This window comes from Bradyrhizobium sp. SMVTL-02, from assembly GCF_051853005.1.
Lineage (GTDB): Bacteria > Pseudomonadota > Alphaproteobacteria > Rhizobiales > Xanthobacteraceae > Bradyrhizobium.
Genome location: NZ_CP182469.1, coordinates 4,783,711 through 4,806,075, shown reverse-complemented (window position 1 = coordinate 4,806,075; position 22,365 = coordinate 4,783,711). Strand labels below are relative to the sequence as shown.

Sequence of the window (22,365 nt, the reverse complement as noted above, 5' to 3'; positions counted from 1 at the left end):
AGAGTAGGGCCGTCTCTATTCCACGCTGCCGGTGCCGCGGCGCAAATCGGCCTCGATCTGTAGTCGCGTGCCGCCGCCGAACCGGGCGCGGTAGACCTGAAGGTTCTCCATGATCCGCTGCACGTAGTTGCGGGTCTCGGAGAAGGGGATCAGCTCGACCCAGTCGACCGCGTCGACCTTGGGGTCGCGCGGATCGCCGTAGCGGTCGATCCACTTCTTCACGCTGCCGCGGCCGGCATTGTAGGCGGCAAAGGTCATGATGTACGAGCCGCGATAATCCTCGAGCAGCCCGCCGAGCTCGGCCGAACCGAGCGTGGCATTGTAGACCGAATCGTTCTTCAGCCGCCCCAGATCGTAGGTCGCGCCATGCCGCTTGCAGACGTAGCGGGCGGCGTCCGGCGTCACCTGCATCAGCCCGTAGGCCTGCGCCGGCGAGACCACTGACGGGTTGAACGCGCTCTCCTGCCGCGCGATCGCATAGATGATGCTGCGCTCGACCTCGGGGCCGATCGGGGTGAACTGCGGGATGCCGTTGACGGGGTAGGCATAGAAGTCGAACGGCAGGCCGCGGTTGAGCGCGGCCTTGCCGACCAGCAGCATGCCGCGCGCGTCGCCGTAGCGCTGGGTCAGCTCGCCGAGGCCGGCAAGCGCCTCGGGATCGCCGTTCTCGCCCATGTCGGCGAGCATCGGCACCGCCATCTCGCGCTCGTCGAGCTCGTAGAGCAACTGGGCCGCACGCACGATCTCCAATCGTTCGGCGCCGCGCCCGCGCGGCTGGCTGTTGAGCTCGATCTGCGGCAGGCCGAGTTTTGCGCGCGCGAGCTGACCGTAATAGCTCGTGGATTGCTCTGCTGCCCGCGCGTAGGCGTTGCGCGCCTCCTGCTGACGGCCCGCAGCTTCCGCAGCGCGGCCCTGCCAGTAGCCGGCGCGCGCCAGCGTGGTCGGGTTGACGCTGCCGACGCCGATGCGGGCGAAGTGCTGCGCGGCCGTCGTGGGGTCGTTGAGGAAGCGCAGCGCGATCCAGCCCGCGGTGAATTCCTGCTCGGTCTTGTAGATGTCGCGCGAGGGCAGGGCGGCATCTCGCGCGATCAGATAGGCGCTGCGGAATTCCTCGGTGTCGATCATCTTGCGTGCCAAAAGGCGCCGCTCGATCCACCATTCGTCGAGATTGTAGAGCCGGTTCGGATCCTTCGGCGCCGACAGCATCAGCTGGGCGGCCTCAGTGAACTTCTCCTCGCGGCGCAGCAGCTGGATCTTGCTGAAGAGGAAGCCGGGATCGTTGTGCAGCTCGTGCGGCACCGCCTCGAGCAATGCCCGCGCGTTCGGCGCCTTCTTGACGGAGGCGATGCGGGCCCTGGCCAGCGCGACATAGCCGGCGCCGAGGCGCCTCGCGGCGCGCAGCGCGGCCTCGTTCTCGCTGCCGTAGAGCAGGGTGTCCATTCGCGCCTTCTGGTCGCCCGCCGTCAGCAGGGCACCGAACTGGTCGAGCGCATTGTTCTCGGTGTCCTCCGACATCGGATCGCTGCGCCAGGCCTCACGCACCAGCCGCTCGGCATTGGCGCGGTCGCCGCGTGCCAGCATCGCCTTGGCGAGCGTGAAGCGGCCCTTGGCGGACACCGGGGACTCGTTCTCGAACCACGACCACGCGACGGAATCGTCGCGCCTGTCGTCCCACATTGCCGCTTCGAGGCGGCGGCGCAGGAAGGTCTGCGACGGCCAGGTCGGATTGGCCGAGAGGAAGGCGCGGTAGCGCTCGACGGTCGCGCCATTGTCCTCGCTGCGCAGGATGATCCATTCCGCAAGCTTGCGGGCAACGGGATCCGAGATCGAGGCTGCATAATTGGTGGCATCGCCCGGCTTGCGCTTGCGGACGAGCTCGATGACGTTCTCCAGCGTGTCCTTGTCGGCCTGCGACGTCGACGAGGTCGCGGCGACCGCGGCTGGCGTGACCGGCTTGCGCGGTGCGGCGTGCTGGCGGGTTGCCGGCGCGAGCACGGGAGCTGCGATGGGTTTTGCCGGGGCCGGGGCGGTCGGCCGGATGGTGGCGGTCACCGCCGGGGCGGGGGCAGTCTTGGGCGGCGCACTGTTGGCTGATTTTGGCCCGGGGGCTGCGGCCGCTGGCTTCGGCTTGTCCTTGCCGGAATCCTTGCCCCCGTTCTTGCCAGCATCCTTCCCTGCCTCCTTGGCCGGCTTCTTTGCTGCGTCATTGGTCTGGGCGCCAGCCGCCCCCTTGCTCGCGCCCGTCGTTGCGTCCTTGCCGGTTCCCTTGGATGTGTCCTTGGCGGATCCTTTTGCGGTGTCCTTGGCAGCTTGCTTCGCTGGTTCCTTGGGCCCGTCTACGGGCGTCTCGTTGGACTTGGCGAGGGCGACGCAGCCGACCGAGAGCCCTGCCATCAGGCTCACGACCAGACCTGCGGATCGCCAGGCGGCACGAGGAAAGGAGGTCACGGCGGTGTTCGCCCCGAATCAGTGAAATGGCTCAAGATCTAGCTGAATCTGATTGAATATGCGGACAAATTACCAACAGCCGCTTACTTCCGGCGGGTTTGCACCACCACCGCGGCAAAATCGCGGCCTAAACGGTGCGTCGCCGGGCTGCGGCCCTTTTACCGGCGGGGTAGACCCGATATGTATGGGGCTTGCTCTCAAGATTGCCGCGTACGGAGGAAGTCCATGGCAGCCAAGACGAAATTCCGGGGATCGTTCACCGCCTTGGTCACGCCGTTCAGGAACGGCTCGCTGGACGAGGCGGCGTTCCGCTCCCTGGTGAACTGGCAGATCTCGGAGGGCACCAATGGCCTCGTGCCGGTCGGCACCACCGGCGAGAGCCCGACGCTGAGCCATGACGAGCACAAGAAGGTCGTCGAATGGTGCATCGCTGAAGCCAAGGGCCGCGTCCCGGTCATCGCGGGCGCCGGCTCCAACTCGACCAAGGAGGCGATCGAGCTCTCCCAGCACGCCGAGAAGGCGGGCGCCGACGCCGTGCTGATCGTGACGCCCTACTACAACAAGCCGACCCAGGAAGGGATGTATCAGCACTTCAAGGCAATCAACGATGCGATCGGGATTCCGATCATCATCTACAACATCCCGCCGCGCTCCGTGATCGACATGTCGGTCGACACCATGAAGCGGCTGTGGGAGCTGAAGAACATCGCCGGCGTCAAGGACGCCACCGCCAGCATGGTTCGCGTGTCGCAGCAGCGCGCAGCGCTGGGCGAGGACTTCAACCAGCTCTCGGGCGAGGACGCCACCATCATCGGCTACATGGCCCATGGCGGCCATGGCTGCATCTCGGTGACCTCGAACGTCGCGCCGCGCCTGTGCTCGGAGTTCCACGCCGCCTGGCAGAAGGGCGATCATGCCACCGCCCTGAGGCTGCACGACAAGCTGATGCCGCTGCACAACAATCTCTTCATCGAGAGCAATCCGGCGCCGATCAAGTATGCGATGTCGCTGCTCGGCAAGCTCGATGAGACGCTGCGGCTGCCGATGGTGCCGGTCTCCGAGCCGACGCGCGTTGCGGTGCGCAGTGCCATGGTGCACGCCGGATTGATCAACTGAGGCGCTAACCAACCCCGGGGAGCTTTTCATGGGGGTCGATGAAAAGGGCATGCGGATGCTCAAGGAGTTCCGCGAGTTCGCCATGAAGGGCAATGTCGTCGACCTCGCGGTCGGCGTCATCATCGGCGCGGCCTTCGGCGCCATCGTCACGTCGCTGGTCGGCGACGTCATCATGCCGATCATCGGCGCAGCGACTGGCGGCCTCGACTTCTCGAACTACTTCATCCCCTTGTCTAAGGCGGTTACCGCCACCAACTTAGCGGATGCGAAAAAGCAAGGCGCGGTGCTTGCTTACGGTAGCTTTCTCACGCTGACGATCAACTTCATCATCGTCGCCTTCGTGCTATTCCTGGTGATCCGCGCCATGAACACGCTGAAGCGCAAGGAGGAGGCGGCGCCCACGGAGCCGCCGAAGCCGTCTGCGGAGGTCGTGCTGCTCACCGAGATCCGCGATCTCCTCAAGAAGTGACGCGCCCGCTTCGTGCAAACTGTTAGCTTACGCGCGTATCTCGATCAGGTCTTTTGCCAGGTTTTGTAGGTCATGGCCGACAAGAATGAACGTCCGATCAAGGTCATGGCGGAGAATCGCAAGGCCCGCTTCAACTATGCGATCGAGGACACGATCGAGGCGGGCATTGCGCTGACCGGCACCGAGGTCAAGTCGATCCGCAACGGCAAGAGCACGATCGCCGAATCCTACGCCGACTCCAAGGACGGCGAGATCTGGCTGATCAACGCCACCATTCCCGAATATCTCCAGGGCAACCGCTTCAATCACGAGCCGAAGCGGCCGCGAAAACTGCTGCTGCATCGGCGGCAGATCAACAAGCTGATGGGCGCGGTCGACCGCGAGGGCATGACGCTGATCCCGCTCAAGCTTTACTTCAACGAGCGCGGCCGGGCCAAATTGCAGCTCGCCGTCGCGAAGGGCAAGAAGCTGCACGACAAGCGCGAGAGCGAGAAGAAGCGCGACTGGAGCCGCGAGAAGGGCCGGCTGATGCGGGCGAGGGGCTAACGCGATGAACCAACGGAACCTGCTCGAGGTGGACTGGAGCCAGATTCCGGCGCCTGCCGATGACGGCCGTGCCGCGCATCTGACCGGCATGACGCTGCCGCCGATCGGCCTGCTCGCGACCGACGACAGGTCAGTGACGCTGTCGACGCTGCCCGGCCGGACCGTGGTGTTCGCCTATCCGCGGACCGGCGAGCCCGGCAAGATCGCGCTGGTGGACGATTGGGACATGATCCCGGGCGCGCGCGGCTGCACGCCGCAGACGTGCGCGTTCCGCGATCTGTTCGCCGAGCTGAAAGCCGCCGGCGCCGCGCAGGTGTTCGGTCTCTCGACCCAGAGCAACGAATACCAGACCGAGATGGCCTCGCGGCTGCATCTGCCGTTCCCCGTGCTATCGGACGAGAAGCTGGCACTGACGCGCGCACTGAACTTGCCGACCATGGAGGTCGCGGGCCTGACGCTGATCAAGCGCCTTGCGCTGATCATCGACGACGCCAGGATCACGCATGTGTTCTATCCGGTGTTTCCGCCCGACCGGAATGCCGGCGACGTCCTGGATTGGCTGAAGGCCAATCCGACCAGGGCCTAGATCGCCAGCTAAGGTTGGATGAGGTTTGGTTGCAATCAGGCGTCGACTCCCCGCCGAGGAGAGGTGAACCCCGACCGACCGGCCCAGCCCCATCAGGCCCTAGAGCGTTTCACATTTTGATTGAAGCATAACCGGCGCTGGCGAAGTAGTTGGCGCATTCGCGAGGCTGGATGTCTTGGACGAGGTGACCGATATGGCGCCAAGTCTCCTCGATTGAGCGCTTCTGAGCTTGCCGCATCCAGTGTTTGATCTTGGAGAAGGCCTGTTCGATTGGGTTGAGGTCGGGCGAGTATGGCGGCAGGTACCAGAGTCTGGCGCCAGCAGCCTTGATCATTTGCCTGACGGCTTTCGACTTATGGCTTCCGAGATTGTCGAGAATGACGATGTCGCCTTCACGCAGGGTTGGCAGGAGAATGTGCTTTACGTAACCACGGAAGCATTCACCGTTGATCGGGCCATCGAAGACGCAGGGTGCCGTGAGTTGGTCATGGCGGAGCGCGCCGAGGAATGTGAGGGTACGCCAGTGACCGTGCGGAGCGAAGCCGCGCAGGCGCGCCCCTTTGGGTCCCCAGCCTCGCAAAGGGGCCATGTTGGTCTTGATCCAGGTCTCATCGATGAAGACGAGCCGGCCCGGATCGAGCCCGGCCTGCCAGGCTCGCCAACGCAAGCGCCTACGAGAGACGTCGGCGCGAGCCTGTTCGAGGGCGAACAGTGTTTTTTTTGAACCGCAGCCTTCCCGGCGCAGGAACAGCCAGACCGCATTGTGTGAGACCTTGACCCCACGGGCTGCCAGTTCCGCCTTCAGACCATGCAGCGTCAGGTGCGGCGTCTGAGTGATCCGCTCGACGATGAAGGCGCGGTGCGGATCAAGCACAGGCTTGCGGTGACCACCCATCTTGCCAGGCGCTACCGAGCCGGTCGTTCGATAACGCTGTGACCACTTCACAACTGACGAGACAGCAACGCCAAACCGTTCCGCCACAGATCGGCAGCTCTCACCTTTGGCAACAGCGGATACCGCACGCTTACGCAAATCGTTGGAAATTGGTCGGACCATCGGATGCTGGCCTCCAGCCCAGCCAGCATCTTGAATCATATTCGTCCCAGACCCGGAATCTTGAGGGTTCTGTGAGGTCGCGTGGCAGGCGCGAGCCGCGCGCTCTGTGGTGCGTGCGACCTCATAGAAGCCGGATTGAACGAAGCTGCGGAGTTGTGGGCGCTATGGGAATAGTGCAGCGGGTGCGGCTGCGGGGAACGCTCGCCTGTGGTCGCCGCGCGTCCGCGAGTCATTCATCGGATGTGAGGGGCCCGATTGATCGGGCCAAGGGCGCGATCCAGCGAGCGATTTGCAGCGCTGGGATGCGCTACCGAACGATTGGCGGGGTGTTCGGTGACGAGCGCGGCCACGGCGACTTCGGACGTTGCCACCAAGAAGGTGATTACGGAAGGGGTGGATGGTACAGACGCTGGTCATGACGTATCACAATGAAACGGCTGGTCGCGCGCGCAGGCTCGCGGGACGATATCGACGCGCCGCATGGTGCCGCCACAATGCGGGCAGACGGGGATCTCGCATTTGGTGAGGGGATCGGCGCCGGCTTCTTGATCAGTCGGAGCGTTGCGGACAGCAAGGAGTTGACGGCAGAAAGCGATTTTATCGTTGCGTCCGCCATTGGCGAGGAAACCATAGTGGCGGATGCGGTGGAAGCTGTCCGGCAGGGTGTGCAGGAGAAAGCGACGAATGAACTCATCGGCCTTAAGCGTCATCACTTTGGTTTTACGATTCTGCCGATAGTCCTTCCAGGCAAAGCTCACCTTGCCGTCGGCAAGCGAGATCAGCCTACTGTTGGCGATGGCGACGCGATGCGTATAGCGGCCGAGATAAGCCAGCACCTGTTCGGGCCCACCGAATGGCGGCTTGGCATAGACGACCCAGTCGGTCCATCGAAGTTGAGCGAGGCGCTCGGCGAATGCGGCGGGATCGGCGAGACGGGCGAGATCGCCAAAGAAGCCCAACTGGCCAGCCGCGAAGGCAGCTTGCAGCTCTTGCAGAAACAGGCGGCGGAACAGCCTGGAGAGGACGCGCACCGGCAGGAAGAAGCCGGGCCGGCAAGCGACCCAGTGTGTGCCGTCGAGTGAAGGTCCACCACCAGGCACGACGCAGTGGATATGCGGATGGTGTTGCAGGGTTTGACCCCAAGTATGGAGGACGGCGGTCAGACCGAGCTGAGCGCCGAGATGCTTGGGGTCGGCCGCGATGGTGGTGAGCGTCTCGGCCGCGCAGCGGAACAGAATGGCATAGACCACCGCCTTGTTCTGGAAAGCAATCTCTCTGGCCGGCGCCGGCAAGGTGAAGACGACGTGGAAGTATGGCACGGGAAGGAGTTCGGATTGTCGCTCGGCAAGCCATTGCGCGCGCGCCGAGCCTTGGCACTTCGGGCAATGCCGATTGCGACAGGAGTTGTAGGCGATCCGGGTGGCACCGCAGTCGTCGCATTGCTCGATGTGGCCGCCAAGCACAGCCGTCCGGCATGCCGTGATCGCGCCCATGACGCGCCGCTCGACGCGACCCAGATGTCCGGCACGAGCTTGCCGAAACGCTTCGCCGTGGCGGCGGAAGATATCCGCCACTTCCAGAACTGGAGTCATCAGGTCCGCTCAGCCGGGCGGCACGACCTCCAGGCGGAGCCGGTCAAGCGGACTTGGCGTATTGCTGATGGTCTTTGTGGCGACTTGGGTATAGCGCGCCGTGCTCTGCAGACTGGCATGGCCGAGCAGCACCTGGATGATGCGCACGTCGGCCCCGTTCTCCAGGAGATGGGTCGCGAATGTGTGCCGCAGCGTATGCACTGTCACCGACTTGCTCAAGCCGGCCGCCGTACAGGCTGAACGGCAGGCGGCGTGCAGCACGTTAGGGACGAGCGGACGCTCGTCGTCGCGGCCGGGAAATAGCCATCGTTTGGGCCGAGTGAGCCGCCAATACGTCCGCAGAATCCTCAAAAGCTGCGGCGAGAGCATAACGTAACGGTCCTTGCCGCCCTTGCCGTGCTCGACCCGGATCAACATCCGCTGGCTATCAATGTCGACAACCTTCAAGAGGACCACTTCCGATACGCGCAAGCCTGCGGCATAGACGGTGGTCAGCGCGGTACGGCTCTTGAGGCTTGGGATTGCTTCCAGGAAGCGCACGACCTCGTCGGCGCTCAGCACCACCGGCAGTTTGCGCGGTTTACGCGCATAGGCGATGCGCTCCGGAACGGTGTCATGACCCAGCGTCACACCGTAGAAAAACCGCAGTGCGCAGACGATCTGGTTCAGCGCCGGCCAGGACATCCCCGTCGCAACCAGATGAACCTGGAAAGCACGGATATCCTCCAGGTCGAGGCGGTCAGGAGAACGACCGAAATATCGGCTCAACTTCGCTACGGCGTTGAGGTAGGATTGCTGCGTCGCCGGTGACAGATTGCGGACCGTCATGTCCTCGATCATGCGGCGGCGAAGTGGGCTGATCTCAGCCATCGGAAAACCTCCTGTCTAAAGGGTTGGGCTTCGAAAACCCGCAATCCTCTCAGACAGGAGGCAATCCTTGCTATGCCTCCCTACATGCCGCGCCAGCGGCTTCGTTCAATCCCTTCCGATTCAATAAATCCGTGAACCGCTCTAGTCGAGGTCGGCCTTGATCCTCGCGAACACCGACCGGAACATGTCGGCGGTCAGCACGCCGGTGTTCGTGTTGTAGCGCGAGCAATGATAGCTGTCGTACAGCTTGAACGGGCCGGCCTGATGCACCGCGCCGTGCCCGAAGGGGGCTTGCGAGGCCTTCAGCTTCAGCGGCTTGAGCACGCTGTCGTGCGCAATCCGTCCGAGCGCGACGATGGCGCGCAGCTTCGGCATCGTCTCGAGATTCGCGACCAGGAACTGGCGGCAGGTATTGATCTCGACCGGCAGCGGCTTGTTCTGCGGCGGCACGCAATGCACCGCATTGGCGATGCGGCAGTCGACCAGCTTCAGCCCGTCGTCAGGCCGCGCTTGATAGGTCCCCTTGGCAAAACCGTATTCGAGCAGCGTGGCGTAGAGCAGGTCGCCGGCATAGTCGCCGGTGAACGGGCGGCCGGTACGGTTGGCGCCCTGCATGCCCGGCGCGAGGCCGACGATCAGCAGGCGCGCCGTGATGTCGCCGAAGGGCGGGACCGGAGCGTTGTGCCACAACGGCTCGCGCGCGCGGTTCGCCTGACGAAAGGCGACCAGGCGCGGGCAGAGCGGACAGTCACGGTCGGGGACGAGGGTGGGAGGCTGGCGGCTTGACCGTGCCGCCTCACTCCTCGAAGTCGTCATCGCCCCTCGGCGCCATGGTTGTCGCGCGCTGGAGGAACTGCGGGGCATGGTGGCGTCCCTCACCACGCTCGCCGCGGTCGCGCGGGGCGGGGCGTTCGGACGGGTCACGGCCGAGCTTGGATTGCAGCTCGACGAGGTCGGTGAAGACGTCGGCCTGGCGGCGCAGCTCGTCGGCGATCATCGGCGGCTGGCTGGCGATGGTGGAGACCACGGTGACCCGCACGCCACGGCGCTGGACCGCCTCGACCAGGGAGCGGAAGTCGCCGTCACCGGAGAACAGCACCATCTGGTCGATGTGCTCGGCGAGCTCCATGGCGTCGACGGCCAGCTCGATGTCCATGTTGCCCTTGACCTTGCGGCGGCCGGAGGCGTCGATGAACTCCTTGGTCGCCTTGGTGACGACGGTGTAGCCGTTGTAGTCCAGCCAGTCGATCAGCGGGCGGATCGAGGAGTATTCCTGATCCTCGATGATGGCGGTGTAGTAGAACGCCCGGAGCAGCGTCCCGCGGCTCTGAAACTCCTTCAGCAGGCGCTTGTAGTCGATGTCGAAGCCCAGGGTTTTCGCCGTCGCGTAGAGATTGGCCCCGTCGATGAAGAGCGCGATCTTGTTGGTAGGAGAAGGTGACATTCAGTTTGCTCGCGTAGTGTGTCGTGATTGATCGATTATTGTTGGCGCGGCGGCAGCCAGTCGCGCAGTCCCAAGCTGGCGCCTAAACCCGTCGAATCCGCAAATCCGGAGAAGTCGGGGCAATCAAGGTATAGTTATGGCGGACTCTCATACGCCCGGCGCCGCCCTCGCTGGCAGCCCGGGAAATCACCCATCCCAGCCCTAATGTGGGGGTACCAGAGCCATTTGGCGAGGCCAAATCACAAATTGGCCTTGCGAAACCGCCTTGGCCCCTATAACTAGCCCCAATCATCCACATATTTCGCCTCACCCACAACGGAGCGACAGTCCATGGCTCGCGTCACCGTAGAAGATTGTATCGACAAGGTCGACAACCGGTTTGACCTGGTCCTGCTGGCCGCCCACCGCGCCCGCATGATCTCGTCTGGTTCACAACTAACGGTTGACCGCGATAACGACAAGAACCCTGTTGTGTCCTTGCGCGAAATCGCCGACCAGACCATCTCGCCGGAGGACCTCCGCGAGGAGCTGGTGCACTCGCTCCAGAAGTTTGTCGAGGTCGACGAGCCCGAGCCGGATACGGTGCCGCTGATCGGTTCCGCCGGCGCCAGCGTCGATGCGGACGATACCGAAGTTGCTGTTGAGCGCATGACCGAAGAAGAGCTCCTGAAGGGCCTCGAAGGCCTCGCGCCGCCGGAAGAGCAGCCCGAGGAGGACGAGTAGATCGTCCCGTCGCAATCATCGACTTCTTGTGATCTTATCAGGGGCCCGAACAGCTGTTCGGGCCTTTGCTTTTGTTGGCGTTTTCGTGGTTACCATGGTGTTGTCGGTTGGCGCCGCGCACCTGTCACCGAATTGATCGGACGCGCACGCGATCGGAGCTAGGATGTATACAACGGGTCGCTTCATGGCCCGTTTGAAGGCAGGACGGCATGGCATATCGGCGCCGGAGATCAACGCAGATGCAGGCCGCAACCGAATCGGTTGCCATGGCCCCGACTGCGCCGGTGATGCGCCCGGCAAGGCCGCGCGCGCGCATGATGCGCCAATATGACCTCGTCGAGCGCGTCAGGTCCTACAATCCCAACACCAACGAAGACCTGCTGAACCGCGCTTATGTCTACGCCATGAAGGCGCACGGCTCGCAGACGCGGGCCTCGGGCGATCCGTATTTTTCGCACCCGCTGGAAGTCGCGGCGATTCTCACCGACCTCAAGCTCGACGATGCCACCATCGTGGCCGCGCTGCTGCACGACACCATCGAGGACACCGAAGCGACGCGGGCCGAGATCGACCAGATCTTCGGGCCCGAGATCGGCGCGCTGGTCGAGGGCCTGACCAAGCTGAAGCGGCTGGAGCTGGTGTCGCGCGAGGCCAAGCAGGCCGAGAACCTGCGCAAATTGTTGCTGGCGATTGCCGACGATGTCCGCGTGCTGCTGGTCAAGCTCGCCGACCGTCTGCACAACATGCGCACGCTGGAATTCGTGCCGACGGAATCGCGCCGGCGCATCGCCGAGGAGACGCTCGACATCTATGCGCCGCTCGCGGGCCGCATGGGCATGCAGGAAATGCGCGAGGAGCTGGAGGATCTGTCCTTCCGCACGCTCGACCCCGAGGCCTATTCGGTGGTGATGCAGCGGCTCGATGCGCTCGCCGAGCGCAACCGTAACCTGATCGGCGAGATCGAGGACCAGCTCTCCAACAATCTGCGCCACCGGGGCCTGGGGGCGCGGGTCTACGGCCGCCGCAAGAAGCCGTTCTCGATCTGGACCAAGATGGAGCGCAAGTCGATCGGCTTCGAGCAATTGTCGGATATCTTCGGCTTTCGCGTCGTCGTGAACGACGTCGAGGCGTGCTACCGCGCGCTCGGCATCGTTCACACCACCTGGCCGGTCGTGCCGGGCCGCTTCAAGGACTACATCTCGACGCCCAAGCAGAACGACTACCGCTCGATCCACACCACCGTGATCGGCCCGGGCAACCAGCGCGCCGAGCTCCAGATCCGCACCGAGGAGATGGACCAGATCGCCGAGCGCGGCATCGCCGCGCACGTTTTCTACAAGGAAGGCGCGGGCTCGCCGACCGAATACCTCAAGCGCGAATCCAACGCGTTCGCCTGGCTGCGCCACACCGTCGGCATCCTGTCGGAGAGCGCCAATCCCGAGGAATTCCTCGAGCACACCAAGCTCGAGCTGTTCCACGACCAGGTGTTCTGCTTCACCCCCAAGGGCAAGCTGATCGCGCTGCCGCGCCATGCCAACGTGATCGACTTCGCCTATGCCGTGCATACCGACGTCGGCAACAGCGCCGTCGGCTGCAAGATCAACGGCAAGTTCGCACCATTGTCCTCGGAGCTGCAGAACGGCGACGAGGTCGAGGTGCTGACCTCCGAGGCGCAGTCGGCGCCGCCATCCGCCTGGGAGACGCTCGCGGTCACCGGCAAGGCGCGCGCCGCGATCCGCCGCGCCACGCGCACCGCCGTGCGCGACCAATATGTCGGTCTCGGCCGGCGCATCGTCGAGCGCCTGTTCGAGCGTGCCAAGATCGAATACGCCGACGACAAGCTCAAGGGCGCGCTGCCGCGGCTGGCGCGCACCTCGATCGAGGACGTCATGGCGGCCGTGGGCCGTGGCGAGATCAAGGCCTCGCACGTCGCGCGCGCGATGTACCCCGACTACAAGGAGGAGCGCGTCGCCCGCTACGGCATCAAGAAGGGCCTCGCCGCCAAGCCCAAGGAGAAGTCGTCCGAGCCGCCGCGCAGCCCGGTCGCGATCCCGATCCGCGGCATCAATTCCGACCTGCCGGTGAAGTTCGCGCCGAACGGCGGCGCGGTGCCTGGCGACCGCATCGTCGGCATCGTCACCCCGGGCGAAGGCATCACGATCTATCCGATCCAGGCGCCGGCCCTGAAGGATTTCGAGGAGGAGCCGGAGCGCTGGCTGGATGTGCGCTGGGACATCGAGGACACCGCGCCGCAGCGCTTCCCCGCCCGCATCAAGGTCGAGAACGTCAACGAGCCAGGCGCGCTGGCGCAGATCGCGACCGTGATCGCCGAGCACGACGGCAACATCGACAATATCAGCATGCAGCGCCGCTCGCCCGATTTCACCGAGACGACGATCGACCTGGAAGTCTACGACCTGAAGCACCTGAGCGCGATCCTGGCGCAGCTGCGCGCCAAGGCGGTCGTCGCCCGCGTCGAACGTGTTAATGGATAGACGTCTCTCGCATGCGTCTGTCCCTCTGATTTCGTGAGTCCTGAAATGCCCGCAACCCCGCTCCGCCTCGGCGTCAATATCGACCACGTTGCAACCGTGCGTAACGCGCGCGGCGGCCGCCATCCCGATCCGGTGCGCGCTGCGCTGCTGGCGATCGAGGCCGGCGCTGACGGCATCACGGCGCACCTGCGCGAGGATCGCCGGCACATCCGCGACGAGGACATGGCGCGGCTGAAGGCGGAAATCTCCAAGCCGCTCAATTTCGAGATGGCTGCGACCGACGACATGGTGCGGATCTCGCTGGCGACCAAGCCGCATGCGGTGTGCCTGGTGCCGGAGCGGCGCCAGGAGGTAACGACCGAAGGCGGGTTGGATGTGGTCGGGCAGCACCATGCGCTCGCGCCCTATATCGCGCGGCTGAGCGATGCCGGCATCCGCGTCTCGCTCTTCGTCGCCGCCGATCCGGCGCAGATCGAGATGGCGGCGCGCCTGCGCGCGCCCGTGATCGAGATCCATACCGGCGCCTGGTGCGATGCCGTCGTCGATGGCCATACCGACAAGGCCGCGGCCGAATGGCAGCGGATCGTGGCGGGGGCGAAGCTGGCGAAGGACGCGGGGCTGGAAGTCCATGCCGGCCATGGGCTGGACTACGCCACGGCCGAGACGATCGCGGCGTTGCCGGAGATCATGGAGCTCAACATCGGCTACTACATGATCGGCGAAGCGCTGTTCGTGGGCCTTGCCGAGACGGTGCGCAGCATGCGCGCTGCGATGGACCGCGGCCGGAGCCGGGCATGATCATCGGCATCGGCTCCGACCTGATCGACATCACCCGCGTGGCCAAGGTGATCGAGCGCCATGGCGAGCGCTTCCTCGACCGCATCTTCACCGCGGCCGAGCGGGCAAAGGCGGAGCGGCGGGCCAAGAACGAGAAGATGGTGGTGGCGACCTATGCCAAGCGCTTCGCCGCCAAGGAGGCCTGCTCCAAGGCGCTCGGCACCGGCATCAGGCACGGCGTCTGGTGGCGCGATATGGGGGTGGTCAACCTGCCGGGGGGGCGGCCGACCATGCAACTCACCGGCGGGGCCCTGGCCCGGCTTCAGGCCCTGACGCCGGAGGGATTCGAGCCGCGGATCGACGTGTCGATCACCGACGACTGGCCGCTCGCGCAGGCCTTCGTCGTCATTTCCGCCGTGCCGCTGGCCAAGCCCTGACCGTTTGGTGGCCCTATTTAAAATTCGTGCTGCAAATCAATAGCTTGGGCAGTTTCAGTGCGATCCTTGATTGCGTGGCTCCCGACAACCGTCTAAAAGTCCGCCGACGCAATCAGGCGGGCGAATTCGGCTTTACGCCGGAATTGGCCCTCATTATCAGAATCAGGACAATCTCCTTGCGCCGCGAACCGATGGGCCGTTCGCGGGAGGAGGGCGCTCTGTGATCGCCGGCCGGAATTGAGAGAGCAATGAGCGTGACTTCGGGAACGAAAACTGAGAGCGGCGTCGGCGAAACGATCCGGGTCGTGATCCATGCTCTCCTGATCGCGCTCGTGATCCGCACCTTCCTGTTCCAGCCGTTCAACATTCCCTCGGGGTCGATGAAGGCGACGCTGCTGGTCGGCGACTATCTCTTCGTCTCGAAATATTCCTACGGCTATAGCCACTACTCGATCCCGTTCTCGCCGCCGCTGTTCTCGGGGCGGATCTGGGGCTCGGACCCGAACCGCGGCGACATCGTCGTGTTCCGCCTGCCCAAGGACGACTCCACCGACTACATCAAGCGCGTCATCGGCCTTCCCGGCGATCGCATCCAGATGCGGGACGGCCTGCTCTACATCAACGATACCCCGGTCGAGCGTCAGCGCATGAGCGAATATGTCGGCGAGGATCCGTGCGGCTCGGAAGGCGGCGGCATCTCCCGGGTGAAGCGCTGGAAGGAGACGCTGCCGAATGGCGTCTCCTATGAGACGCTGGACTGCGCCGACAACGGCTACATGGACAACACCAACGTCTACACCGTGCCGGCCGGCCACTTCTTCATGATGGGCGACAACCGCGACAACTCGACGGACAGCCGCTTCCTCGGCCAGGTCGGTTACGTGCCGCAGGAGAATTTGATCGGTCGCGCCCAGATGATCTTCTTCTCGATCGCCGAAGGCGAGCATGCCTGGATGTTCTGGCGCTGGCCGTGGGCGGTGCGCTGGAACCGCTTCTTCAAAATCGTCCGATGAAAGACGAAGCCAAGGACATCACGACCGAACCGATCGACGCGCAAGCCGTCCCCGACGGCGAAGCTGCCGCCAAGACGCTTGCGACCAAGACGCCTGAAACGAAGACTCCTGAAACGAAGACTCCTGAAACCAAGAAGCCGGCGAAGAAGAAGCGGGCGCGGAGCAGCAAGGCCAAGGCGGCGGACGCGAACGCCGCGCTCGAGGCGCGCATCGGCCACGGCTTCACTGATCCGAACCTCTTGATGCAGGCGATCACGCATGTCTCGGCGCTGAAGTCCGGACGCAAGCGCGGCGACAGCTATCAGCGGCTCGAATTCCTCGGCGACCACGTGCTCGGTCTGGTCGTGTCTGACATGCTCTATCATGCTTTCCCGAATGCCGATGAGGGTGAGCTGTCCAAGCGGCTCGCCGAGCTCGTGCGCAAGGAGAGCTGCGCGGACGTCGCCAAGTCGCTCGGCCTGCTCGACGATATCAAGCTCGGCTCGGTCGGCTCCAGCGCCGATGCGCGCCTACGCAAATCCATCCTCGGTGACATCTGCGAGGCCGTGATCGGCGCCATCTTCCTGGACGGCGGCCATGCCGCGGCGGCCGAGTTCGTCAGGCGCAACTGGACCGAGCGCATGCACAAGCCGCGGCGCCCCCTGCGCGATCCCAAGACGGTTCTGCAGGAATGGGCGCAGGGCAAGGGGCTGCCGACGCCGGTCTACCGCGAGGTCGAGCGCACCGGCCCGCATCACGATCCGCAATTCCGCGTCGCCGTCGATCTGCCGGGCCTGGCGCCTGCCGAAGGCGTCGGCGGCAGCAAGCGCGCGGCAGAGAAGGTGGCGGCCTCGGTGATGATTGAACGTGAAGGCGTTGGCGGCGGCAATGACGGCTGAAGCAAGCGGCGAGGCGCCTGCCGCAACGCGCTGTGGCTTCGTCGCGCTGATCGGCGCGCCCAATGTCGGCAAGTCCACACTGGTCAACGCGCTGGTCGGGGCCAAGGTCACCATCGTCTCGCGCAAGGTGCAGACCACGCGCGCGCTGATCCGCGGCATCGTCATCGAAAACAACGCGCAGATCATCCTGGTCGACACGCCCGGCATCTTCTCGCCCAAGCGCCGGCTCGACCGCGCCATGGTGTCGACCGCCTGGAGCGGGGCGCACGACGCCGACCTCGTCTGCGTGCTGCTCGATGCCAAGACCGGGATCGACGAGGAGGCCGAGGCGATCCTCGCCAAGGCGGCCAGCGTCAACCACGAGAAGATCCTCGTCATCAACAAGGTCGACCTGGTCCAGCGCGACAAGCTGCTGGCGCTGGCGCAGGCCGCCAACGAGCGCATGAAGTTCGCCAAGACCTTCATGATCGCGGCGATCTCGGGCGACGGCGTCGACGACATCCGCACGGCGCTCGCCGAGATGGTGCCGCCGGGCCCGTTCCTCTACCCCGAGGACCAGATGTCGGACGCGCCGATGCGGCAGCTGGCGGCCGAGATCACGCGTGAGAAGATCTATCAGAAGCTGCACCAGGAATTGCCCTACCAGTCCACGGTCGAGACCGACAAATGGGAGGAGCGCAAGGATCATTCGGTGCGGATCGAGCAGACAATCTTCGTCGAGCGCGAAAGCCAGCGCAAGATCGTGCTCGGCAAGGGCGGCGCCACCATCAAGTCGATCGGCGCGGACTCGCGCAAGGAGCTGATGCAGATCCTGGACGTGCCGGTGCATCTGTTCCTGTTCGTCAAGGTGCGCGAGAACTGGGGTGACGATCCCGATCGCTACCGCGAAATGGGCCTCGACTTCCCCAAAGAATAACCAAGAAAAGATCGATCACCGATGAGCTTGCCCGCCAACGTCCAGCGCTTCGAGGCGCTGCTCTATGCATCGTTGATGCTGGATGCCGTCTCGGTTGCCGTGCAGGACCGCACGCCCAACGCCGAGATGACCGAGCAGATGATCATGACGGCGACCCTGCTCGCCGGCGGCATGATCCTGCTTCTCGTCTATTTCGTCTGGCTGGCCGCGCGGTGGCGCAAGAACTGGCCGCGATGGGTGCTGGCGGCAGCGCTCGTACTGTCGGTGATCTCGCTCGGCCAGATCATCGGCGAGAAGGGCATGGAGCTCGATAGTGCCATCGAGATCGTCTCGTGCGTGCTGACGGCGATGGGCTTGTATTTCTCCTTCACCGGCGACGCCCGGGGCTGGTTCAACGCGTGACGTCTTGCGCGATGCCGCAGGGTTGGCAAAGGCGCGCCTTGCCGCGCCGCGCCCACCGCAATCGCCAATGTTCCGTGAATGAAAATTGGCGGGCACGCTTCGCTTTGCCTACCCCACGATAGCCCGAATTGCGCTACACTTATCCCATGGAATGGACCGACGAAGGCATCGTGCTGGGCGTGCGCCGGCATGGCGAGAGCAGCGCCATCGTCGAGCTGCTGACGCGCGCGCACGGCCGGCATCTCGGCCTCGTGCGCGGTGGCGCCAGCTCGCGGCTGCGGCCGCTGCTGCAGCCCGGCAACAGCGTCAGTGCGGTGTGGCGGGCACGGCTCGACGAGCATCTCGGCACCTACGCCATCGAAGGGCTGAAGCTGCGGGCGGCCACGCTGCTGGGATCGTCCCATGGGGTCTATGGTGTCACCCATCTCGCCTCGATCGCGCGGCTCCTGCCGGAGCGCGATCCGCATGAGGAGATCTTTGCGCTGCTCGAACATTCGCTCGATGATTTCGACGACATCGGCAGTGCGGCGGTGCATCTCATTCACTTCGAGCTGGCGATGCTCGCCGAGCTCGGCTTCGGGCTCGCGCTGGAGAATTGCGCGGTGACCGGCGAGACCACCGACCTGATCTACGTCTCGCCCAAATCCGGCGGAGCGGTGTCGCGCGGCGCGGGCGAGCCGTGGCGCGACCGGCTGCTGCGGCTGCCGCCGTTCCTGCGGCATGGCGAAACCGCGAGCGAACTCACCGAGCAGGATCTCCAGGACGGATTCCGGCTCACCGGCCTGTTCCTGCTGCGCCACGTGCTGGAGCCACGCGGGCAGGGCCATTCCGACGCCCGCGCCGGCTTCGTCAATGCGCTGCTACGGCAGCAGGCGAGGGCAGTGATTTCGGGGCCATGATGCCTGGGGCACGGAGTTGCCCGGAACAACGGGGTAAGCCCAAAATCTTGATCAGAGGACTCGCGCATTCGGCGGCGCCGTTTGCCTTTGCGCCGGACGCGACGGCTGGCGAGCCGCAACCTGGCCTGTTTCGCCGCGCCTCCTGCACGCTCGTGCTGTACTATTTGGCGAAATACTCCGCGGCGGCCGCAGAGGCGTGGGCGCGCTCCCACGGCGCGGAAGCGCAGCGGGCGAGCGACGGCGCTGGAGAGGAGTGGCTCATCACCTTGGGAACCTGCCCGTCAGGTCACGTACGTCACTCGCGTTCAGAAGCGGGGGCCGATCGCGCAATGGCCTTGGCCGCGTCAGCATGCGACGCCTTCTCGGCTCGCCGCTCGTAGTCGTCGGCGAGAGCCTTAAGCTGGCCCGCAATCACTCGGTCGGTCATGGATTGGGCAGCGCGGAACAAGCTCTGTGCTGCTGTTAAGTATTCCTTGCCTCGTTCTGAAATCTGGGAAGTCATCAAGCCCTCGCTCGATTCTCTGGCGCCTGGTCCAAAGCGATTCGAAGCCAGGATAGCCAATTGCGATCATTTTCCCGGCGAGCTCTGAAGCGATCGACGCACTTCTTGGAACAGAGAGAGGTTCGCCACGAGTGGTGCCGGACGAGTCCAAATTTGCCATCACAAACCGCGCATCGTGCGGCTCTGCCAGATCCACCGCTTGCGTTAGTAGGGCTGCTTGTGTCCATGAGGATTCTCGATTGAAATTAGGACCCGCACACCCCCGGGAGCCGCTCGGGAGTGTGCGGGCAACGGTGACTTAGCCGATCGAGCTGGTGTTCGACTGCGCGAGCAGCTGCGTGACGGCAGCGGCACCACCGGCACCGAAGACACTCGAGCCGCCCTGAGCCACACCAACCTGCGTGGCAGTGTTCGCCTGCGCGACGATGTTGTTGGACAGATTGCTCAGGTCGAAGAACCCTCCACACACGGCGTCGAGTTCCATATCGATCAGTTCACATGCTTCAATCATGACTTCCCTCCTCAGGTTGACTTAGCCGATCGAGCTGGTGTTGGCCTGGGCGAGCAGCTGCGTGACGGCAGCGGCACCACCGGCACCGAAGACACTCGAGCCGCCCTGAGCCACACCAACCTGCGTGGCAGTGTTCGCCTGCGCGACGATGTTGTTGGACAGATTGCTCAGGTCGAAGAACCCTCCACACACGGCGTCGAGCTCCATGTCGATCAGTTCACACGCTTCAATCATGACTTCCCTCCTCTTAGCCGATCGAGCTGGTGTTGGACTGCGCGAGCAGCTGCGTGACGGCAGCGGCACCACCGGCACCGAAGACACTCGAGCCGCCCTGAGCCACACCAACCTGCGTGGCAGTGTTCGCCTGCGCGACGATGTTGTTGGACAGATTGCTCAGGTCGAAGAACCCTCCACACACGGCGTCGAGTTCCATATCGATCAGTTCACATGCTTCAATCATGACTTCCCTCCTCAGGTTGACTTAGCCGATCGAGCTGGTGTTGGACTGGGCGAGCAGCTGCGTGACGGCAGCGGCACCACCGGCACCGAAGACACTCGAGCCGCCCTGAGCCACACCAACCTGCGTGGCAGTGTTCGCCTGCGCGACGATGTTGTTGGACAGATTGCTCAGGTCGAAGAACCCTCCACACACGGCGTCAAGTTCCATATCGATCAGTTCACATGCTTCAATCATGACTTCCCTCTGGTTGTGTGAACGACATCTGGTTCAAAGCAAACCGGTGCCTCACTGCTCGTGTTCTTACCGGATGGTCGTTTTTCTATCTGTGATAAACCTCACGCACGCCGCACGTGGCGGTCAGCTCCGGCTGCGATATCACCCGTTTGATTTCCGCTGTAGGCGTGTCCGACTTTTGCTTCCACGGCGCTTCTGATTTATCCGGCATGATCTAGCGCAAGCCTCAAACGACTCTGGCCGTCTCAGGCACGTCGATCATCCAGGGGGCGATTAGCGCGGAGCCACCGCAAGCTGAACGAATGCGCGGCAGTTGACCGCCGACGTTCTCGTAGCGCGTTGCGACCCGACGACATTGCTGGATCCTGTTGAAGACGCGTTCGACGATATTGCGGGCTCGGTAGACGCATGGACTACCTTCGGCGGGATGTTGGCCCAACCGCTATTCCTGATGGCGAGTTCTCCGATCCAATCGGCGTTGTAACCACCGCAGCGGTCTGCTTCGTGTGACGGCAAGTGCAGGGCACCTATGGAGGTCGTGATCCCCACAGACTGGCGCCAACAATTTCTGCGAGCTTGTCGGATGGGACGACTCATCCTCGTGTCGTGCAGATTGCTATCGCCGCCGCTAGCTTCAGCGGTCAGGCGAATCGGAATTGATACGAACTGCCAGCAGCGATTGATTGTAAGGCCGGCCGCAAGGTGAGCCAGCTCTCCAACTCCGCGGACGCGTTGGCCGGTCATTACTGAGATCGAGCGTGGGACAATCGGGGCGCGAAAAGTCGTCCCCCTCTTGACCGACTCACCAGCCGTCTTGTTTCGTCCGACGCTGCGGCCCAGTAGAGGGTCTCAGCCAAGTTGCTACTCAGCCGATACCTTGATCACTTCACCAACGAAAGGACGTTTTTGAAGAGGACTGTACGACGACAGCGCGCCGATCTGATGAAATGCAATGCGGGGGCGGCGCTTGGAGGGTTGACCGCGGTGAAATGGAGAGACGAGCTCGAACGCTGGCCGAAGCCATTCCTGGATCGGTTGGTCACAAAAGCCGGCAGCGGATGTATCCGCTTTACGTTGCCGGATTGATCTGTCCTGGGCGTTCAGGCGATGGCGGGACGCCTCACGACGGGCACGGTTCCGTGATCGACTTGTACCCGCACACCCCCGGGAGCAGCCAAGGAGTGTGCGGGCATCTATGATTTAGCCGATCGAACTGACATTCGCCTGAGCGAGCAGCTGCGTGAGGTTGGCGCCACCACCATTGCCGAAGACACTGAAGCCGCCGATGGCAACACCAACCTGCGTAGCAATCTGCGGCTGCACGACGATGTTGCCGGACAAGTTGCTCACGTCGAAGAGCCCGCCACCGGACACAGCGTCGAGTTCCATATCGATCAGTTCACGCACTTCATTCATGATTCCCTCCTCAGGGGTTGCGGGTGAACAACATCTGGCCCACAGCAAGCCAGTGCTTCCCTACGCGTGTTGATACTGGAGGATGGTTTCAGAATCTGTGATGAAAATCACGAGCGCCCGACAGGGCAGTCAGCTTTGGCCAGGATATGACTCGTTTGATCCACGCCGTGTGTGTGACTTTTGCCCCAACGGCACTTCTGAGGCACGACACGACTTGTAAAGATTGAGCGCGGAGCCAACGTCTATTTGGCGCAAGCTGAACGAACGCGCGCCAGGTGGCCGAGAGATTGTCGTAGAGCTTTGCGACCTGACGAGATTGCTTGATCCTGCTTAAGAAGCGTTCAGCGACATTGCGAGTTCGGAAGAGTTATGGGCCAAAAAACAGGTCGTTTTTTGCGGTTGCTTTTCGGCCGGATGTAAGCCCGGGCGCCCCTCCTGATGACGAGTTGATCCAAATCGGCGTCGTACCCGAGGTCGACAAGCAATACCGGCCGAACCCTGAGGCGAGACAGGAGGTTCCCGAGTCGTGGGCGTCGGGCCGAGCGGGATCCTGCGCGTTGACCCAACCTTGGAG

General features: G+C 63.8%; 25 protein-coding genes and 1 pseudogene. 13 read left to right on the top strand and 13 right to left on the bottom strand.

Features of this window, described 5'->3' with window-relative positions; translation table 11 throughout:
* Nucleotides 1–15 precede the first annotated feature (15 nt).
* Nucleotides 16–2,394 carry a lytic transglycosylase domain-containing protein gene (locus tag ACNJYB_RS22745; RefSeq protein WP_439375622.1) on the bottom strand — a complete coding sequence of 793 codons (2,379 nt, stop codon included), beginning with the start codon at nucleotides 2,392–2,394 and terminating at the stop codon, nucleotides 16–18.
* Between the two features lie 279 nt (nucleotides 2,395–2,673).
* Here ACNJYB_RS22745 and dapA point away from each other — a divergent pair, with 279 nt between their 5' ends.
* The 4 genes from dapA to ACNJYB_RS22725 all read left to right on the top strand — a co-directional run bounded on the left by dapA (nucleotide 2,674) and on the right by ACNJYB_RS22725 (nucleotide 5,165).
* On the top strand, nucleotides 2,674–3,564 hold the full coding sequence (dapA, locus tag ACNJYB_RS22740; RefSeq protein ID WP_439368585.1) for a 4-hydroxy-tetrahydrodipicolinate synthase: 891 nt from the start codon (nucleotides 2,674–2,676) through the stop codon (nucleotides 3,562–3,564).
* A gap of 55 nt (nucleotides 3,565–3,619) precedes the next feature.
* Nucleotides 3,620–4,033, top strand: coding sequence for a large conductance mechanosensitive channel protein MscL (gene mscL, locus ACNJYB_RS22735; RefSeq protein WP_439375621.1), 414 nt, complete (start codon nucleotides 3,620–3,622; stop codon nucleotides 4,031–4,033).
* A 72-nt stretch (nucleotides 4,034–4,105) separates the two neighbouring features.
* The gene (smpB, locus tag ACNJYB_RS22730) at nucleotides 4,106–4,579 is read left to right on the top strand and encodes an SsrA-binding protein SmpB (protein WP_035709956.1); all 474 of its coding nucleotides are present in this window, start codon (nucleotides 4,106–4,108) and stop codon (nucleotides 4,577–4,579) included.
* 4 nt (nucleotides 4,580–4,583) lie between these two features.
* Nucleotides 4,584–5,165, top strand: coding sequence for a peroxiredoxin (locus ACNJYB_RS22725; protein WP_439368584.1), 582 nt, complete (start codon nucleotides 4,584–4,586; stop codon nucleotides 5,163–5,165).
* A 109-nt stretch (nucleotides 5,166–5,274) separates the two neighbouring features.
* Here ACNJYB_RS22725 and ACNJYB_RS22720 read toward each other — a convergent pair whose 3' ends face one another.
* The 5 genes from ACNJYB_RS22720 to ACNJYB_RS22700 all read right to left on the bottom strand — a co-directional run bounded on the left by ACNJYB_RS22720 (nucleotide 5,275) and on the right by ACNJYB_RS22700 (nucleotide 10,128).
* A complete protein-coding gene (locus ACNJYB_RS22720; protein WP_439368583.1) occupies nucleotides 5,275–6,222 on the bottom strand; it encodes an IS630 family transposase in 948 nt (315 codons plus the stop codon).
* Between the two features lie 413 nt (nucleotides 6,223–6,635).
* Nucleotides 6,636–7,817, bottom strand: a complete 1,182-nt coding sequence (locus ACNJYB_RS22715; RefSeq protein ID WP_439375460.1) for an IS91 family transposase — start codon at nucleotides 7,815–7,817, stop codon at nucleotides 6,636–6,638.
* Between the two features lie 6 nt (nucleotides 7,818–7,823).
* Nucleotides 7,824–8,684: a tyrosine-type recombinase/integrase gene (locus ACNJYB_RS22710; protein WP_439368084.1), complete on the bottom strand. Its 861-nt coding sequence runs from the start codon at nucleotides 8,682–8,684 to the stop codon at nucleotides 7,824–7,826.
* Between the two features lie 141 nt (nucleotides 8,685–8,825).
* Nucleotides 8,826–9,500 carry a uracil-DNA glycosylase gene (locus tag ACNJYB_RS22705; RefSeq protein ID WP_439368582.1) on the bottom strand — a complete coding sequence of 225 codons (675 nt, stop codon included), beginning with the start codon at nucleotides 9,498–9,500 and terminating at the stop codon, nucleotides 8,826–8,828.
* Complete coding sequence (locus tag ACNJYB_RS22700; RefSeq protein ID WP_018644573.1) at nucleotides 9,481–10,128, bottom strand: LabA-like NYN domain-containing protein; 648 nt, start codon at nucleotides 10,126–10,128, stop codon at nucleotides 9,481–9,483. Before ACNJYB_RS22700 ends, ACNJYB_RS22705 begins: the two co-directional genes overlap by 20 nt.
* A 330-nt stretch (nucleotides 10,129–10,458) precedes the next feature.
* Between ACNJYB_RS22700 and rpoZ the strand changes: the two genes are divergently transcribed.
* From rpoZ to recO, 9 genes are all read left to right on the top strand, one after another.
* Nucleotides 10,459–10,851, top strand: a complete 393-nt coding sequence (rpoZ, locus tag ACNJYB_RS22695) for a DNA-directed RNA polymerase subunit omega (RefSeq protein ID WP_027522935.1) — start codon at nucleotides 10,459–10,461, stop codon at nucleotides 10,849–10,851.
* Nucleotides 10,852–11,060: 209 nt separating this feature from the next.
* Entirely contained in the window at nucleotides 11,061–13,346 is a 2,286-nt protein-coding gene (locus tag ACNJYB_RS22690; protein ID WP_439368579.1) for a RelA/SpoT family protein, read from the top strand.
* Between the two features lie 45 nt (nucleotides 13,347–13,391).
* Nucleotides 13,392–14,144 (top strand): pyridoxine 5'-phosphate synthase, encoded by a 753-nt coding sequence (locus tag ACNJYB_RS22685; protein WP_439368578.1) that lies wholly within the window; start codon nucleotides 13,392–13,394, stop codon nucleotides 14,142–14,144.
* Nucleotides 14,141–14,560, top strand: coding sequence for a holo-ACP synthase (gene acpS, locus ACNJYB_RS22680; protein ID WP_439368576.1), 420 nt, complete (start codon nucleotides 14,141–14,143; stop codon nucleotides 14,558–14,560). Before ACNJYB_RS22685 ends, acpS begins: the two co-directional genes overlap by 4 nt.
* 248 nt (nucleotides 14,561–14,808) lie before the next feature.
* Entirely contained in the window at nucleotides 14,809–15,573 is a 765-nt protein-coding gene (gene lepB, locus ACNJYB_RS22675; RefSeq protein WP_283025868.1) for a signal peptidase I, read from the top strand.
* Nucleotides 15,570–16,451, top strand: a complete 882-nt coding sequence (rnc, locus tag ACNJYB_RS22670; RefSeq protein WP_439368574.1) for a ribonuclease III — start codon at nucleotides 15,570–15,572, stop codon at nucleotides 16,449–16,451. The genes lepB and rnc overlap by 4 nt, the downstream gene beginning before the upstream one ends.
* The gene (gene era / locus ACNJYB_RS22665; protein ID WP_439368573.1) at nucleotides 16,441–17,367 is read left to right on the top strand and encodes a GTPase Era; all 927 of its coding nucleotides are present in this window, start codon (nucleotides 16,441–16,443) and stop codon (nucleotides 17,365–17,367) included. Before rnc ends, era begins: the two co-directional genes overlap by 11 nt.
* 21 nt (nucleotides 17,368–17,388) lie before the next feature.
* On the top strand, nucleotides 17,389–17,769 hold the full coding sequence (locus ACNJYB_RS22660; protein WP_439368571.1) for a hypothetical protein: 381 nt from the start codon (nucleotides 17,389–17,391) through the stop codon (nucleotides 17,767–17,769).
* Nucleotides 17,770–17,915: 146 nt separating this feature from the next.
* Entirely contained in the window at nucleotides 17,916–18,668 is a 753-nt protein-coding gene (recO, locus tag ACNJYB_RS22655; RefSeq protein WP_439375620.1) for a DNA repair protein RecO, read from the top strand.
* Between the two features lie 295 nt (nucleotides 18,669–18,963).
* On the opposite strand, the gene ACNJYB_RS22650 is transcribed toward recO, so the two are convergent.
* From ACNJYB_RS22650 to ACNJYB_RS22620, 7 genes and pseudogenes are all read right to left on the bottom strand, one after another.
* Nucleotides 18,964–19,170, bottom strand: coding sequence for a hypothetical protein (locus tag ACNJYB_RS22650; RefSeq protein WP_439368570.1), 207 nt, complete (start codon nucleotides 19,168–19,170; stop codon nucleotides 18,964–18,966).
* A gap of 298 nt (nucleotides 19,171–19,468) precedes the next feature.
* Nucleotides 19,469–19,681 (bottom strand): hypothetical protein, encoded by a 213-nt coding sequence (locus tag ACNJYB_RS22645; protein WP_254118190.1) that lies wholly within the window; start codon nucleotides 19,679–19,681, stop codon nucleotides 19,469–19,471.
* Nucleotides 19,682–19,702: 21 nt separating this feature from the next.
* Nucleotides 19,703–19,915, bottom strand: coding sequence for a hypothetical protein (locus tag ACNJYB_RS22640; RefSeq protein WP_439368569.1), 213 nt, complete (start codon nucleotides 19,913–19,915; stop codon nucleotides 19,703–19,705).
* Nucleotides 19,916–19,928: 13 nt separating this feature from the next.
* The gene (locus ACNJYB_RS22635; RefSeq protein ID WP_254118190.1) at nucleotides 19,929–20,141 is read right to left on the bottom strand and encodes a hypothetical protein; all 213 of its coding nucleotides are present in this window, start codon (nucleotides 20,139–20,141) and stop codon (nucleotides 19,929–19,931) included.
* 21 nt (nucleotides 20,142–20,162) lie between these two features.
* Entirely contained in the window at nucleotides 20,163–20,375 is a 213-nt protein-coding gene (locus ACNJYB_RS22630) for a hypothetical protein (RefSeq protein WP_254118190.1), read from the bottom strand.
* A 273-nt stretch (nucleotides 20,376–20,648) separates the two neighbouring features.
* Nucleotides 20,649–20,876, bottom strand: a pseudogene (locus tag ACNJYB_RS22625) (IS5/IS1182 family transposase); the annotation flags it as partial.
* Between the two features lie 699 nt (nucleotides 20,877–21,575).
* Nucleotides 21,576–21,791 (bottom strand): hypothetical protein, encoded by a 216-nt coding sequence (locus ACNJYB_RS22620; protein ID WP_439368568.1) that lies wholly within the window; start codon nucleotides 21,789–21,791, stop codon nucleotides 21,576–21,578.
* Nucleotides 21,792–22,365 lie beyond the last annotated feature (574 nt).